Raw genomic sequence first — 16316 nt, 5'->3', positions numbered from 1 at the left:
GATGACCACGGTGAGCAAGCTACTGAACTTGAATGGGTGATGTCGGGCTGGTCGGCTGCGATCCTCATCAACCCCCGCTACACCGGCTACGAGATCTGGAACAAACAGCGCAAGGAGGAGCACCTCTACGACATCGACGACGTCACCCTCGGCCACCGCACCCGCATGACACACAACCCGGTTGAACAGTGGGTGTGGTCCAATGACACCGCTCACGCGGCCATCGTCACCACCCAGCTCTTCGACACCGTCAAGAAGATCCGCCAGCAGCGCGCCCGCATGCCACAGCGCCTCGAACGCCCCGGCCGACAACAGCAGGGGCAACGGACGTACGCACTGCGCGGACGCGTGCGATGTGAGACGTGCGGGCGCAAGATGCAGCCCGCGACGATCCGCAACACCGTCTACTACCGCTGCGAGTTCAAGGAACAGGAACAGTCCCTCCACCCCGGCATGAATCACCCCCGGGCCGTCTGCCTCCGGGAGGACGTGGTCTGCCGGGCCCTGGACCGATGGATCGCGAAAGCCTTCGCCCCCGACCGGCTCGCCGCCACCCTCACCGCCCTTGCCCAAGCCAGCGCGGCAGCGAATGCGGCCAAAACACTCACGCCGGAGCAGACGCAGGCCCGCAAAATGGTCAAGGAGTGCGAGCGGCGTCTCGCCCGCTACCAGGCCGCCCTCGAAGCCGGCGCCGACCCCGCCGTCGTCACTCAATGGATCAACGAGGCGCAGGCGGACAAGGAGGCAGCACGCAAGAAGCTCGACACGCCACCTGCCGCCACTCCAAAGAAGGAGACCCCCTCAGCGCCGACCAGATCCGGGAGATCACTGAGAGACTCAGACACATCGCACAACGCGTGCAGGTCGTCGACGCAGAGAAGAAGAGCCCGCTCTACGAAGCCCTCGGGATCACGATCAGTTACGAAAACGCACGTAGGGCCACGACCGTTAGGTCGAGGCCCTCATCCGCGTATCGCTATAGCGAGTGTCCGAGGGGGGACTTGAACCCCCACGCCCGATAAAGGGCACTAGCACCTCAAGCTAGCGCGTCTGCCATTCCGCCACCCGGACTAGGTGTCTGCCGCCTGACCGGGGGTGTTCCCCGCGGCGACAGACACAACAATACCAAGCTTTCGGAGTGCCTTTCACCTGCGTTTCCGTTGGCATTCCCGCAGGTGGGCACCGTCCCAGTGCGTGCCCGGCCCGCTACCGCCCGGGCAGCGGCGCACGCAGCGCCCGGATCAGGGTCGCGGCCGTCGCGTCGTCCAGCGGCGCGAGAAATCGTCTCTCGGCCGCCGGCCGCGCCTCCTCGGCCCGCCCATGCGCCGGCGCCCGGCGTCGGTCAGTTCGACGATGTTGCGCCGTCGGCCCGGCGGACCGCGCCGGCGCTCGACCAGCCCGCGCCGTTCCAGCCCGTCCAGGAGCGCCACCATCGTCGTGCGGTCCACCCCCGGCGCCCCGCCACCTCGGTCTGGACAGCGGCTCGGACCCGGCGATTGCCCGGGCCGCCGCACAACACCGTGGAGTTCGTCACCGAACGCGCCCAGGTACTGGACGCGCGCTGCGCCGCCCTGGGCCGGTATCCGGCGGAGATCGTCCGCTCGGTCCAGGTCCTGGTGTCGTACGACGACCCGGCGGTGACCCGGCCGCCGGCGACCGCCAGCGCGTCACCACGTCGGCACCGCCGACCTGCCGCCCTCCCCGATGGGGCCGTGTGCCACGGGCACCGCCCTGGTACCCGCCGGAGCGAACTACATCGTGCCGAGCCCGCCCCGCCCCTCGCCGCATGGGGTGGCCCGGCGGCTCGCCGAGCGAGTCACCGCCCCGGTGCTCGCCCCCGTCCCGGCATGAGCTGGTACTCCGGGAAGTTCCCCGGCAGCCGCTCCCCCGCCGGTCCCTTCGTCACCGCCCGCACCAGCAGTTCCCCGCCGACGAAGGCTCCCCGCCAGGACGCGCCGAAGCCGCCGAAGAGTTCGTCGCGGTCGCCGCGGGAGCGTGGCTTGCCGTGGCCGACCTTGAAGGCGCGGATCTGCGGGGCCAGGCGGGCGAAGGTGGCCTCGTCGTCGGTGGAGAGCGTGGCGACCAGCGCGCCGTTGGAGGCGTTCATGGCGGCCAGCAGTTCGGCCTCGGTGTCGACCAGGACGATCGTGTCGACCGGGCCGAAGGGTTCCGCGTGGTGGAGCGGGGAGGAGGGGGGCGGGTTGAGGAGGGTGACCGGGTGGACGTACGACGACGTGTCCTGGCCGGGCAGGAAGCGGGCGTCGGCCGGACTGCCGCGGTGCAGGGGGACGGCGCCGCGGTCGACGGCCTCGGCGACCTGGTCGGTCAGGTCCTTGGCCTTGGCCGCGTTGATCACCGGACCGAAGTCCAGCTCGGGCGGCGGGTCGGCGGGGTCGGTGACCGCGAGGGGGTGGCCGATGCGGAGCCGGCGCACCGCCGGGAGGTAGGCGGTGAGGAACGCGTCGAACAGCTCCCGCTGGACGACGAAGCGCGGGTAGGCGGTGCAGCGCTGTTTGCCGTAGTCGAAGAGCTTGGGGACGACGGCGGTGAACGCGGCCCAGTCGGTGAAGTCCCAGATGCCCCAGGTGTTGAGTCCCTCCTGTTCGAGTACGTGGCGCTTGCCGAGGTCGGTGACGGCCGTGGCCACCGCCGCTCCCGTGTCCCGGCCGCCGACGAAGCAGACGCAGCCGATCTCGGTCGCCCGCACCAGCGCCTGTGACAGCTCGCCGCCGCTGCCGCTGAGCAGGGTGACGGGCAGGCCCTCCCGGGCGGCCAGCGCGCAGGCCAGGGTGAGACAGGCGACCCCGCCGTCCGTCGGGGTCTTCGCCACCACCGCGTTGCCCGCCAGAGCCTGGACCAGTACCGCGTGAACGAGCACGCTCATCGGGTAGTTCCAGCTGGCGATGTTGGACACCGGCCCGTCCAGCGGGCTCCGCCCCGCGAGCATCGGCTCGATGCCGTCGACGTACCAGCGCACCCCGTCGATCGCCCGGTCCACGTCCGCCCGGGCGAGCCGCCAGGGCTTGCCGATCTCCCAGACGAGCAGCAGGGCGAGGAGGTCGCGGTGCTCGGTCAGGGCGTCCAGGGTGGCGGCCACTCTGGCCCGGCGCTCCGCCAGGGGGACGTGCCGCCAGGCGCGGTGCTGGTCGAGGCAGGCGCGGACGGCCCGGTGCGCGGTGTCGCGGTGGAGCCGCGGGGCGCCGGCGATCGGGCTGCCGTCGACGGGGCTGGTCGCGGGCAGCGGCCGGCCGTCGGGCCGCCAGGCGGCGGACCAGAGGTTGAGGACCCGGTCGTCCCGGAAGGCCTCGGGGGCGACGGTCAGGCAGCGCGTCCAGGCGTCACGCCACGCGGTGCCGGGCTTCTGCACGAAAGCCATGGTTCAGCTCCCCTCGGGCTGCCGGGTGTCGAGCAGTTCCAGGACCAGCCGGGCGGTCTCGGTCGGGGTGCTCCCCACCCGCACCCCGGCCGCCTCCAGCGCCTCCCGCTTGGCCCGCGCGGTGCCGGCCGAACCGGAGACGATGGCGCCCGCGTGCCCCATGGTGCGGCCCTCGGGCGCGGTGAACCCGGCGACGTAGCCGACGACCGGCTTGGTGACGTGCTCCCGGATGTAGGCGGCGGCCCGCTCCTCCGCGTCGCCGCCGATCTCCCCGATGAGGACGACGAGTTCGGTGTCGGGGTCCTCCTGGAAGGCGCCCAGGCAGTCGATGTGACTGGTCCCGACGACCGGGTCGCCGCCGATGCCCACGCAGGTGGAGAAGCCGATGTCCCGCAGCTCGTGCATGAGTTGGTAGGTCAGCGTGCCCGACTTGGAGACGAGACCGATCCGGCCGGGCTTGGCGATGTCGGCGGGAACGATGCCCGCGTTGGACTGGCCGGGGGTGATCAGCCCGGGGCAGTTGGGCCCGATGATGCGGGTGCCCCTGCCCCGGGCGTACGAGGTGAAGGCGACCGAGTCGTGGACCGGGACGCCCTCGGTGATCACCACCGCGAGGCCGATGCCGGCGTCGGCGGCCTCCAGTACCGCCGCCTTGGCGAAGGCGGGCGGCACGAAGACGACGGTGACGTCCGCGCCGGTGGCCGCCATGCCCTCGGCGACGGTGCCGTAGACCGGGACGGTACGTTCGTCGAAGCCGACGGTCCGGCCGGCCTTGCGCGGGTTGACGCCGCCGACGACGTTCGTGCCCGCGGCGAGCATCCGCCGCGTGTGCTTCATGCCCTCGCCGCCGGTCATGCCCTGGACGAGGACCCTGCTCTCCTTGGTGAGGTAGATCGCCATGTCCCGGCTCCTCAGGCGGTGTGGGCGAGTTCGGCGGCGCGGTGGGCGGCGCCGTCCATGGTGGTGGCGTGTTCGACCAGGGGGTGCGCGCGGCCGTCGAGGATCGCCCGGCCGCGCGCCGCGTTGTTGCCGTCGAGGCGGACCACCAGCGGTTTGGTCAGCCGGACGGTCTCCAGCGCCTGGACGATGCCGTCGGCGACCGCGTCGCACGCCGTGATCCCGCCGAAGACGTTGACGAGGACGGACTTCACGGCCGGGTCGGAGAGGATCACCGACAGTGCGTCGGCCATGGTCCGGGCGGACGCCCCGCCGCCGATGTCCAGGAAGTCGGCGGGCCGTGCGCCGCAGCCGGCCACCGCGTCCAGGGTGGACATCACCAGGCCCGCGCCGTTGCCGATGACGCCGACCTCGCCGTCGAGCTTGACGTAGTTGAGCCCCTTCGCGGCGGCCGCCGCCTCCAGCGGGTCGTGGTGCCCGCTCTCGTCGGCGCCCCAACGGGCCTGCCGGAAGCGGGCGTTGTCGTCGAGGGTGACCTTGCCGTCGAGTGCCAGTATCCGGCCTTTCGTGCTGCGCACGAGCGGGTTCACCTCGACGAGCAGCGCGTCCTCGCGGACCAGCACCTGCCACAGCCGTACGAGGACGTCGGCCGTCTGCGGCGGCAGCCCGGCGGCCGCGGCGATCTCCTGGGCCTTGGCGGAGGTCACGCCGACCGCGGGATCGACGGGGACCCGTGCCACCGCCTCGGGCCGGGTCGCGGCCACCTCCTCGATCTCCGTGCCGCCCTCGGCGGAGGCGATCGCCAGGAAGCCGCCGGCCGCCCGGTCGAGGACGTAGGAGACGTAGAACTCGCTCTCGATGTCGACGGGCTGGGCCAGCATCACCTTGCCGACCCGGTGTCCCTTGATGCGCATGCCGAGCATCTGACGTGCCGTGAGTTCCGCCGCGGCCGGGTCGGCGGCCTGCTTCACTCCGCCCGCCTTGCCCCGGCCACCGGTCTTGACCTGCGCCTTCACGACGACCCTGCCGCCGAGCCGACGGGCGATCTCGCGGGCCTCCTTGGGCGAGTCGGTGACCTCGGCCCTCGGCACCACGATGCCGTGTTCCTCGAAGAGTTCCCTTGCCTGGTGTTCGTACAGGTCCATTTCGGCTCCTGTCTGGAAAGTGCCGCACGCCCCCTGGACACCACCCACCGGATGCGGGATAACAAGGTTCATACAGTATTCGTCGACTGTATGCAATGTACCGCGAGAGCGTTCCCACCCCCTACGAAGGGACAGGACTCCGCCATGCCCGACGACACCCAGGACGTGATTTCCGGTGGTCATCTCGTTGCCAAGGCGCTGAAGGCCGAGGGGGTCGACCGCATCTACACCCTGTGCGGCGGCCACATCATCGACATCTACGACGGCTGCGTCGACGAGGGCATAGAAGTCGTCGACGTCCGCCACGAGCAGGTGGCCGCCCACGCCGCCGACGGCTACGCACGCATCACCGGCAGGCCGGGGTGCGCGGTCGTGACCGCGGGTCCGGGTACGACCGACGCCGTCACCGGGGTCGCCAACGCCTTCCGCGCGGAGTCCCCGATGCTGCTGATCGGCGGCCAAGGGGCGCTCAGCCAGCACAAGATGGGGTCCCTGCAGGACCTGCCGCACGTCGACATGATGGCGCCGATCACCAAGTTCGCGGCGACCGTCCCGGACACCGCCCGCGCCGCCGACATGGTCTCCATGGCGTTCCGTGAGTGCTACCACGGTGCGCCCGGCCCCTCCTTCCTGGAGATACCCCGCGACGTCCTGGACGCCAGGGTCCCGGCGGAGAAGGCCCGCATCCCCAAGGCGGGTGCCTACCGGGCCGCCACCCGCTCGGCCGGCGATCCCGACGCCGTGGAGAAGCTCGCCGACCTCCTCGTGCACGCCGAGAAACCGGCCATCCTGCTCGGCAGCCAGGTCTGGACGACCCGCGGCACCGCGGCCGCCATCGATCTCGTCCGCACGCTCAACATCCCGGCGTACATGAACGGCGCGGGACGCGGCACCCTCCCGCCCGGCGACCCGCACCACTTCCAGCTCTCCCGCCGGTACGCGTTCTCCCACGCCGACGTCATCGTGATCGTCGGCACCCCCTTCGACTTCCGCATGGGCTACGGCAAGCGCCTCTCCCCCACCGCCGCCGTCGTCCAGATCGACCTCGACTACCGCACGGTCGGCAAGAACCGGGACATCGACCTCGGGATCGTCGGGGACGCGGGTCTGGTGCTGAAGTCCGTCACCGAGGCCGCCTCGGGACGCGTCGACGGGGGTGCCTCCCGGCGCAAGGAGTGGCTCGACGAACTGCGGGCCGCCGAACAGACGGCGATCGAGAAGCGGTTGCCGCAGCTGCGCTCGGACGCGTCGCCCATCCACCCGTACCGGCTGGTCAGCGAGATCAACGACTTCCTCACCGAGGACTCGATCTACATCGGCGACGGCGGCGACATCGTCACCTTCTCCGGGCAGGTCGTCCAGCCCAAGTCGCCGGGCCACTGGATGGACCCGGGCCCGCTCGGCACCCTCGGTGTCGGCGTCCCCTTCGTGCTCGCCGCCAAGCAGGCCCGCCCGGACAAGGAAGTGGTCGCCCTCTTCGGCGACGGCGCCTTCTCCCTCACCGGCTGGGACTTCGAGACCCTGGTCCGCTACGACCTCCCGTTCGTCGGGATCGTCGGCAACAACTCCTCGATGAACCAGATCCGTTACGGCCAGGCCGCCAAGTACGGCAAGGAGCGCGAGCGGGTCGGCAACACCCTCGGCGACGTCCACTACGACAAGTTCGCCCAGCTGCTGGGCGGTCACGGCGAGGAGGTCCGCGACCCCGCCGACATCGGCCCCGCCCTGCGCCGGGCCCGGGAGTCGGGCAAGCCGTCACTGATCAACGTCTGGGTCGACCCGGACGCGTACGCCCCCGGAACCATGAACCAGACCATGTACAAGTGAGGTGAACGCCGATGACCGCCAAGGCACTCGAGGGCATTCGCGTCCTCGACATGACCCACGTCCAGTCGGGCCCCTCCGCCACCCAGCTGCTGGCCTGGCTCGGCGCGGACGTCGTCAAGCTGGAGGCGCCGACCGGTGACATCACGCGCAGGCAGCTGCGCGACCTCCCGGACGTCGACTCCCTCTACTTCACGATGCTCAACTGCAACAAGCGGAGCATCACCCTGAACACCAAGACCGAGCGCGGCAAGGAACTGCTGACCGAGCTGATCCGCCGTTCGGACGTGATGGTGGAGAACTTCGGCCCGGGCGCGGTCGACCGGATGGGGTTCACCTGGGACCGCATCAAGGAGATCAACCCGCGGATCGTGTACGCCTCCATCAAGGGGTTCGGGGACGGGCCGTACACCGACTTCAAGGCCTACGAGGTCGTCGCCCAGGCCATGGGCGGGTCGATGGCGACCACCGGCTTCGAGGACGGTCCGCCGCTGGCCACCGGCGCGCAGATCGGCGACTCCGGCACCGGCGTGCACACGGTGGCCGGGATACTGGCGGCACTCCTCCAGCGGGAGCGCACCGGTCGCGGCCAGCGCGTCAACGTCGCCATGCAGCACGCGGTGCTCAACCTCTGCCGGGTGAAGCTGCGCGACCAGCAGCGCCTCGCCCACGGCCGGCTCGCCGAGTACCCCAACGAGGACTTCGGCGACGAGGTGCCCCGCTCCGGCAACGCCTCCGGCGGCGGCCAGCCCGGCTGGGCGGTCAAGTGCGCGCCGGGCGGCCCGAACGACTACGTGTACGTCATCGTGCAGCCGGTCGGCTGGCAGCCGATCACCCGGCTGATCGGCCGGCCCGAGCTCGCGGACGACCCCGAGTGGGCGACCCCGGAGGCCCGGCTGCCCAAGCTCAACAAGATGTTCCAGCTGATCGAGGAGTGGTCCTCGACGCTCCCCAAGTGGGAGGTGCTGGAACAGCTCAACGCCCACAACATCCCGTGCGGGCCGATCCTCTCCACCAAGGAGATCATCGAGGACGAGTCGCTGGTCGCCAACGAGATGGTGGTGACCGTCCCGCATCCCGAGCGCGGCGAGTTCGTCACCGTCGGCAGCCCGCTCAAGCTCTCCGACTCCCCTGTCGAGGTCACCGCCTCGCCGCTGCTCGGCGAGCACAACGAAGCGGTCTATGTCGGCGAACTCGGTCTCGGCGACGAGGAGTTGCGCCTGCTCAAGTCGAACGGAGTGATCTGACGTGATGGCAGAGGACCGAAAGCCGCGGGTCCGTGAACTCCTCGACGCGGTGCGGGCCGAGGGCCGTACGGCCCTCACCGCGCCGGAGGGCAAGGTGATCGCCGACGCGTACGGGATCGCCGTACCGGGCGAGGAGCTGGCCACCGACGTCGACGAGGCGGTGGCGTACGCGGCGCGCTTCGGCGGGCCGGTGGTGATGAAGATCGTGTCGCCGGACATCCTGCACAAGACCGACGCGGGCGGGGTGATCGTCGGCGTCGAGGGCGCGGCGGACGTGCGCGCGGCCTTCCACCGGATCGTCGAGAACGCGCGCGCCCACGCCCCCGGGGCCCGGATCGAGGGCGTCCAGGTGCAGGAGCTGCTGCCGAAGGGGACGGAGGTGATCGTCGGCGCGGTCACCGACCCCACCTTCGGGAAGGTCGTCGCCTTCGGCCTGGGCGGGGTGCTGGTCGAGGTACTGAAGGACGTGACCTTCCGGCTCGCGCCCGTCACCGCCGACGAGGCGCTGTCCATGCTGGACTCCGTCAAGGCGGCCGACGTGCTGCGCGGCGTGCGCGGGCAGGCCGGTGTGGACCGGTGGGCGGTCGCCGAGCAGATCCGCCGGGTCTCCCGACTGGTCGCGGACTTCCCGGAGATCGCCGAGGTGGACCTCAACCCGGTGATCGCGACCCCGGAGGGCGCGGTCGCCGCCGACATCCGGATCATCCTCGCCGAACGGCAGCCGCCACCGCGCCGGAAGTACTCCCGCGAGGAGATCCTCACCGCCATGCGCCGGCTGATGCAGCCCCGCTCCGTCGCCGTGATCGGCGCCTCCAACGAGCCGGGCAAGATCGGCAATTCGGTGATGCGCAACCTCGTGGACGGCGGGTTCGCCGGGGAGATCCATCCGGTGAACCCCAAGGCCGATGACATTCTGGGCCGCAAGGCGTACAAGAGTGTCACGGACGTTCCCGGTGAGGTGGATGTGGCCGTCTTCGCCATCCCCGCCAGATTCGTGGCAGCGGCGCTGGAGGAGGTGGGCCGGAAGCGGATTCCCAACGCCGTCCTGATCCCGTCCGGTTTCGCGGAGACCGGCGAGCACGAGCTCCAGGCCGAGATCGTCGAGATCGGCGAACGCCACGGCATCCGCCTCCTCGGCCCGAACATCTACGGCTACTACTCCACCTGGCAGGACCTGTGCGCCACGTTCTGCACGCCGTACGACGTGAAGGGCGGCGTGGCGCTGACGTCGCAGTCGGGCGGGATCGGCATGGCGATCCTGGGCTTCGCGCGGACCACGAAGACGGGGGTGTCGGCGATCGTCGGCCTCGGCAACAAGTCGGATCTTGACGAGGACGACCTGCTGACCTGGTTCGGCGAGGACCCGCACACCGAGTGCATCGCGATGCACCTGGAGGACCTGAAGGACGGCCGCGCCTTCGTCGAGGCGGCGCGGAACACCGTGCCGAAGAAGCCGGTCGTGGTCCTCAAGGCGGGCCGTACGGCGGCCGGGGCCAGGGCGGCCGGTTCGCACACGGGCGCGCTCGCGGGCGACGACGCGGTGTACGACGACATCCTGCGGCAGGCCGGGGTGATCCGGGCGCCGGGCCTGAACGACATGCTGGAGTACGCGCGGGGCCTGCCGGTGCTGCCGGCCCCGCGGGGCGACAACGTCGTGATCATCACCGGCGCGGGCGGCAGCGGCGTGCTGCTGTCCGACGCGGTGACCGACAACGGGCTCTCCCTGATGGAGATCCCACCGGACCTGGACGAGGCGTTCCGCCGCTTCATCCCGCCCTTCGGGGCCGCCGGCAACCCGGTGGACATCACGGGCGGCGAGCCGCCGTCGACGTACGAGGCGACGATCCGGCTCGGCCTCGAGGACCCGCGGATCCACGCGCTCGTCCTCGGCTACTGGCACACCATCGTCACCCCGCCGATGGTGTTCGCGGAGCTGACCGCGCGGGTGGTCGCGGAGTTCCGGGAGCGGGGTGTGCAGAAGCCGGTCGTCGCCTCGCTCGCGGGGGACGTCGAGGTCGAGGAGGCCTGCCAGTACCTGTACGAGCGGGGGGTCGTGGCATACCCGTACACGACCGAACGGCCGGTGGCCGTGCTCGGCGCCAAGTACCGCTGGGCGCGGGCGGCCGGGCTGCTGGGGAGCGGACTGTCGGGGGGCGGGTCATGACATAGCCGAGGAAGGGGCCGGCCGGCGGAGCGCGTCCCCGGCCGGCCCCGGGACCCGTGCGCGCACGAAAGGCATTGGACAGGGGGCGCTGGCCAGAACTTTCGACGCAAGGGGTGCTGAGCGAACATGTCATCCATCGATCTACCGGCGTCCGTCCCCTTCAGGGAGGTGACGGACCGCAACGGCCGCAGGTACCGGATCGGCGAGACAGACGTCGATCTCATGGGCCGGACCCGGACATGGATGGTCGTCCTGCCCTGGGTGGGCATGATGGGCATCAGCTCCGCCGCGTACGCGTTCGCGTCGGCGGAGGACACGCTGCACGAGGCGTATCTGTGGAGCAGCGGGCGCATCTTCTGGCTGCTGGGCGTCTGGGTGTTCTGCCAGGCGGCCGTGGCCTTCCCGGCCGGACGGCTGCGGGAGAGCGGACGGCTCGCCGCCCGTACGGCCATGCTGGTCGGCGCGGCCTGCACGCTGGTGGGCTGTCTGGCGCCGGCGTTCGCGCCGAACGTGATCGTCGCCTGTCTCGGCTTCGGCGTGTGCGGCGGTACCGGCGCCGGTCTCGTCTACGCGACCTGCGTGAACATGGCCGGCAAGTGGTATCCGGAGCGCAGGGGCGGCAAGACGGGCTTCGTGAACGGCGGTTTCGCGTACGGGTCCGTGCCGTTCGTGTTCCTCTTCCCCTCGGTACTCGACCTGAGCGACTACCGGGTCGTGCTGTCTTCGGCCGGCATCGGCCTGTGCCTGGTGGTGGCGTCGGCCGGCTGGTTCTTCAGGGATCCGCCGAAGAACTGGTGGCCGCCGCACGTCAATCCGCTGAAGGGCACTCAGGATCCGCGCGTACGGCGGGCGTTGGCGAAGAACCCGCCGGCGGTCAGGCAGTACACCCCCGGGGAGGCCGCGCGTACCCCCGTTCTGTGGATGATGTGGTGCTGCCTGCTCTGCACGGCCTGCGTCAATGTCTTCGGCATCGCCTTCCAGGTGCCGTTCGGCGAGGACATGGGGTTCGCGGGCGGGATCGTGGCCACCGCCCTGTCGTTGAAGGCCGTCGTCAACGGCACCGGGCGCGGGGTCGTCGGCTGGATCTCCGACCGGTACGGCCGCCGCAACACCCTGATCATCGTCTGCGTCGTGCTCGGCACCGCGCAGTTCGGTGTGCTGGTCTCCGGCCAGGTGCACAGCGTGCCGTTCTTCCTGTTCTGCTCGATGGTCTCCGGATTCGGCGGCGGGGCGGTCTTCCCGCTCTTCGCGGCCATGACGGCGGACTACTTCGGTGAGAACAACAACGCCACCAACTACGGAATGGTCTACAGCTCCAAGCTGGTCTCCGGCCTGGTGGGCTCCGGTCTGGGCGCGGTCGTCGTCGGTGAGTGGGACTACCACGGCGCGTTCGTGCTCGCGGGCTCCGTCGGCCTGGCCTCCGCAGTGCTGGCTCTCTTCCTCAAGGCACCGGGCAGGCCCAGCGCCCGGCGCATCGTCCCCAACCCGCATCCGCTCGGCGAGGAGATGGCGTGACATGTCGGCAGACCCTGTAGCCACGAACAGCACCGGCGCCGGACGGCGTCCGTACCGCGAGGTCACGGACGCCCGCGGCCGGGTGTACCGGATCGGCGAGACCGACCGGGACATCCTCGGCCACTCCCGCAACATCATGGTGTACCTGCCGTGGATCGCCATGATGGCCATCAGCGTCTTCGAGTACGCGTACGGCTCCGCGGAGGACACCCTGTCCCACGCGCACGGCTGGACGCAGTCCAACACCTTCTGGATCCTGAGCGTCTGGGTGTTCTTCCAGGCCGGCATCGCCTTCCCGGCGGGCTGGCTGCGCGAGAAGGGCGTCCTGACCGCGCGCCGCGCCATGTACACCGGCTCCGTGATGTGCCTGATCGGTTTCCTGGCCCTCTCCCACATCAGCGAGATCTGGCTGGCGATCACCGGCTTCGGCGTGATCGGCGGTCTCGGCTCCGGCCTGGTCTACGCGACCTGCATCAACATGGTCGGCAAGTGGTTCCCCGAACGCCGCGGCGCCCGCACGGGCTTCGTGAACGGCGGCTTCGCCTACGGCTCGCTGCCCTTCATCTTCATCTTCAACTACGCCTTCGACACGGCCAATTACCACAGTGTTCTGGACCTGATCGGCGTCTACGTGATGGTCGTGGTGCTGGTCTCGGCGTTCTTCTTCAAGGACCCGCCGAAGAACTGGTGGCCGGCCGACATCGACCCGCTCACCCACTCGGGCGCCGCCAGGACCGCGACGGCCCTCGCCAAGAACCCGCCCGCGGTACGGCAGTTCACCCCGAAGGAGGCGATCCGCACCGGCATGCTCCCGCTGATGTGGGTCTCGATCGTCATGACGGCAGGTGTCTCGATCTTCGGCATCTCGTTCCAGGTCGACTTCGCGAAGGACATCGGCTTCGGCCCTCTCGTCGCGGCCTCCTCCATGGGCGTGATGGCGGTCATCAACGGCATAGGCCGGGGCGTGGTGGGCTGGCTCTCCGACCGCCTCGGCCGAAAGCCGACCCTCGTCTTCGTCATCGTCGTCCTCGGTCTCGCCCAGTTCGGCGTGATCTGGGCCGGTGACGTCAAGAGCGAGTGGCTGTTCCTGTTCTTCGCCTTCCTCTCCGGCTTCGGCGGCGGCGCCTTCTACCCGCTCTTCGCCGCCCTCACCCCGGATTACTTCGGCGAGAACTACAACGCCACCAACTACGGCCTCGTCTACAGCGGCAAGCTCGTCAGCGGCCTCTTCGGCGGCGGCCTGGGCTCCATGGTGGTCGGCGCCTGGGGCTACGACGGGGCGTACGCGCTGGCCGGCGGCGTCTCGATGCTGGCGGCGGCGACAGCCCTGCTGCTGCGGCAGCCGGGGCGGGGGACGGCCACGGCGGTGGGGGCGGTCCAAACCCAGACCGCCACCTGACGGTTACCACCGAGCCTCGGGCCGAAGGTCCACCCGGTAGTGAGTCCCGGACCAGCCTCCGGGACTCAGCCGCTTCCAGAACACGGCATGCGTCGCCTTGCCGGACAACGCTGTGCCCGGTCCCGAGGGCGTCCGCCCGTACCCGGAACCAGAGGCTTCCCACGTTCGTTTCTCTCCGTGCAGGTCACCCGGCACCCGGGTCTCGGTTGCGATAACGGGCCAGTAGCTCTCGGGCCGCCTTTACGAGAGGAGCGTCCGCGGGCAGCACACGTTCCATGTCGGACAGCAGCCGAACCAGTTCGGTGATGGCGTCGGGAATGGCGGCGTCTCCCGTTTCCCCCAGTCTGCGTGCGTAGTTGTACCGGGCGATCAACAGATACGGATCGTCTTCGCGCAGGGCACGCCTCATGTCGATCAGCAGCTGCGCAAGGTGAGCCACGGCCCGGCGAGGGTCCCCGGCCTCGCCGTACCAGAAAGCAAGGTCCAGCCGGACCGCAAAGACCCGGCGATCGTCCCGGCGCAACGCCTGGATCATGTCCGTCCGAAGGCTCCGCAACTCTCTGGCGGCCGCGTCCGGATCTCCCGACTTGCCCCGCCAGACGGCGAGCCTGTGGCGGGTGACCAAGGTGTCGGGATGGAGTTCGCCGAGGATCCTCTCTCTTCTGGGTACGAGTTCGGTGAGCGCGGCCACGGCCCCTTGCGCGTCGCCCGCCTCCCCGAGCCAGCGAGCGTGATCGTTGCGGGCGCTGAGGGTGTCGGGGTGGTCGGCCCCCATGACACGCCCCAGGTCCGGCAGCAGTTCGGCGAACTCGGCCGCAGCCCGTTCTGCGTCTCCTGCTTCCCCCTGCCAGCGGGCGAGGCTGTGCCGGGTGGCGAGAGTGCTGCGGTGATCCGCGCCGAGTACGCGCGTCATATCGGGCAGGAGATCGGCGAGGTCGGCCACGGCGCGGTCTTGTTCCCCCGCCTCTCCTCGCCAGCGTGCCAAGTCGTGCCGGACGCCGAGAGTGTCGGCGTGGTCATCGCCCAGGACCCGCCGGTGGTCCAGCAGCAGTTCGGCGAACTCGGCCGCGGCGCGGACCGCATTTCCTGCCTGCCCCCGCCAGTAGGCCAGTCCGTGCCGGACGGCGAAGGTCTCGGGGTGATCGGCGCCCAGCGTGTTCTTCAGGCGGGGCAGTAGTTCATCGAGCGCTTCCACGGCTCCCACAGCGTCCCCGGCCTCCCCCTGCCAGTAGGCCAGATGACCGCGTGCGATGAAGTAGTCCGAGTGCTCGTGCCCCAGATATCGGTGCACGGACCGCGCCAGGGCCTTGAAATAGTCCCGGGCTGCGGCGGCCCGGCCGACTCCTCCGAGGCTGGTACCCAGTCTGAACAACACTCCGTGTGTGTCCGGGGTGTACAGCACGTCTTCGGCACAGCTGGTGAGCGCGCCGGCGTTGGAGCGCAGCGCGGCGGCCAGTCCCATGTCCCGTTCGCCGCCAGGCCACACGTCCAGGAGTGCATCGGCTGTACAGCGGGCGCACTCGGTCCTGTCCTCGTCTGCGAGGCGTTCGGTCACGGCCCGCTGAATCAACTGGTGGATGCGTACCGCCCCGCTGCCAGCCCGGGCATCGTATTCGATGAGGCTGAACTGACGCAGATTCGCCAGGGCGTCGGCGGCGTCCTGAGTTTCGGTGCGGCCTTTCCCGGCCGCACCTGGGCGAGCGGCGTGGCCGGTCAGGTAGCCCCGGGCCGGCGGGCTCAGCAGGACCGGCTCGGGAATGCCGTTCGGATCGAGCAGGCTGAGCACGTGGAGCATGGGCCGAGCCAGTCCCTGGGGTGGCTGCTGGTCGGCGAGGTCGATGGACAGGTCCCAAGCCGCTGCCACGGTGAGGGCTTGGTCGTCGGGCAGCCCGGTATCGGTGGGCAGCACGTCATCGAGTGATCTGGCCCGGTTGGCCAGACGCGCGCGGTAGGTGGCGCAGTCCAGACCACGGTTGACCATGTAGGGGATGGCCTGTGCAAGAGCCAGAGGCAGCCGTCCGAGGTCTTCGGCCAGTCCCGCCGTTTCCTCCGCGGTGTCGTGCAGCCCGTGGCGAGCAAGTTTGGCGGTGAGGTATTCGACCGCTTCCCGAGTGGTGAACCGGTCGACATCGACGCGGCTGCGTCCCGTGGTCAGGAAGACCGCATCGCGGTTACGGGTGGTGACCAGGGTGCGCCCGTGTGGAACATCGGGAGGCCATAGATTCTGCAGGGCCTGAACATGCGGAACGTCGTCGAGCACCACCAGCCACCGCGCACCCAGCCGCCTACGGCCGGTGCCCGGGGCCTGCTCCAGCCATTTCCGGAACAGCTGGACCGCTGCCTGAGGTTCGTCCCGGCCGGCACCCAGCAGTCTGACCGAGGCACCGGCGAAGGCGTCAATGACCGCTGATCGGGAGGTGGCGTTCACCCACACCAGCACCTCCGCCCTGCCGGACTCGTACAGATCGCGAGCGTACTGGGCTGCCAGTTGGGTCTTGCCGACACCGCCCGTCCCGCACAGGATCCACTGCCGTGCCCCCTGCTGGAGCAACGCGTCAAACAGCTCAAGTCGCCCCTGGTAGCAATCTGCCCGAGCAGGCACCACGCCGAACTCTCCTCGCACCACACGCCCCCGGCCAGGCCGCCCGGCCTGGTGCTGGCCCACCGCCTCCCGACGCAGGGCCTCCCACGTGGCCCCGGAGTGTTGCGGATACCCGGCACCATTCCTGGCCCGGTGAGCCAAGAACCC

General features: G+C 70.3%; 10 protein-coding genes and 1 tRNA gene. 6 read left to right on the top strand and 5 right to left on the bottom strand.

Features of this window, described 5'->3' with window-relative positions:
- The first annotated feature begins 39 nt into the window (after positions 1-39).
- Positions 40-1005: a recombinase zinc beta ribbon domain-containing protein gene (locus LQ326_RS17475; protein WP_234537751.1), complete on the top strand. Its 966-nt coding sequence runs from the start codon at positions 40-42 to the stop codon at positions 1003-1005.
- On the opposite strand, the gene LQ326_RS17470 is transcribed toward LQ326_RS17475, so the two are convergent.
- The 4 genes from LQ326_RS17470 to sucC form a co-directional block, all read right to left on the bottom strand.
- A tRNA-Leu gene (locus tag LQ326_RS17470) sits at positions 987-1071 on the bottom strand. The genes LQ326_RS17475 and LQ326_RS17470 overlap by 19 nt on opposite strands.
- A 745-nt stretch (positions 1072-1816) precedes the next feature.
- Positions 1817-3376: an aldehyde dehydrogenase family protein gene (locus LQ326_RS17460; RefSeq protein WP_234537691.1), complete on the bottom strand. Its 1560-nt coding sequence runs from the start codon at positions 3374-3376 to the stop codon at positions 1817-1819.
- A gap of 3 nt (positions 3377-3379) precedes the next feature.
- The gene (sucD, locus tag LQ326_RS17455) at positions 3380-4276 is read right to left on the bottom strand and encodes a succinate--CoA ligase subunit alpha (protein WP_234537689.1); all 897 of its coding nucleotides are present in this window, start codon (positions 4274-4276) and stop codon (positions 3380-3382) included.
- A gap of 11 nt (positions 4277-4287) precedes the next feature.
- Positions 4288-5418, bottom strand: coding sequence for an ADP-forming succinate--CoA ligase subunit beta (gene sucC / locus LQ326_RS17450; protein WP_234537688.1), 1131 nt, complete (start codon positions 5416-5418; stop codon positions 4288-4290).
- Positions 5419-5562: 144 nt separating this feature from the next.
- Here sucC and LQ326_RS17445 point away from each other — a divergent pair, with 144 nt between their 5' ends.
- From LQ326_RS17445 to LQ326_RS17425, 5 genes are all read left to right on the top strand, one after another.
- On the top strand, positions 5563-7245 hold the full coding sequence (locus LQ326_RS17445; protein ID WP_234537687.1) for a thiamine pyrophosphate-binding protein: 1683 nt from the start codon (positions 5563-5565) through the stop codon (positions 7243-7245).
- A gap of 11 nt (positions 7246-7256) precedes the next feature.
- On the top strand, positions 7257-8489 hold the full coding sequence (gene frc / locus LQ326_RS17440) for a formyl-CoA transferase (protein ID WP_234537686.1): 1233 nt from the start codon (positions 7257-7259) through the stop codon (positions 8487-8489).
- A gap of 4 nt (positions 8490-8493) precedes the next feature.
- Positions 8494-10653, top strand: a complete 2160-nt coding sequence (locus LQ326_RS17435) for an acetate--CoA ligase family protein (RefSeq protein WP_234537685.1) — start codon at positions 8494-8496, stop codon at positions 10651-10653.
- Between the two features lie 126 nt (positions 10654-10779).
- Positions 10780-12168: an OFA family MFS transporter gene (locus LQ326_RS17430; RefSeq protein WP_234537682.1), complete on the top strand. Its 1389-nt coding sequence runs from the start codon at positions 10780-10782 to the stop codon at positions 12166-12168.
- A gap of 1 nt (position 12169) precedes the next feature.
- The gene (locus LQ326_RS17425; protein ID WP_234537679.1) at positions 12170-13567 is read left to right on the top strand and encodes an OFA family MFS transporter; all 1398 of its coding nucleotides are present in this window, start codon (positions 12170-12172) and stop codon (positions 13565-13567) included.
- A gap of 184 nt (positions 13568-13751) precedes the next feature.
- On the opposite strand, the gene LQ326_RS17420 is transcribed toward LQ326_RS17425, so the two are convergent.
- Positions 13752-16172 (bottom strand): tetratricopeptide repeat protein, encoded by a 2421-nt coding sequence (locus tag LQ326_RS17420; RefSeq protein ID WP_234537677.1) that lies wholly within the window; start codon positions 16170-16172, stop codon positions 13752-13754.
- Between the last annotated feature and the right edge of the window lie 144 nt (positions 16173-16316).

It is taken from the genome of Streptomyces shenzhenensis (genome assembly GCF_021462265.1).
GTDB lineage: Bacteria > Actinomycetota > Actinomycetes > Streptomycetales > Streptomycetaceae > Streptomyces > Streptomyces shenzhenensis.
This window is presented reverse-complemented; position numbering and strand designations above follow the sequence as displayed.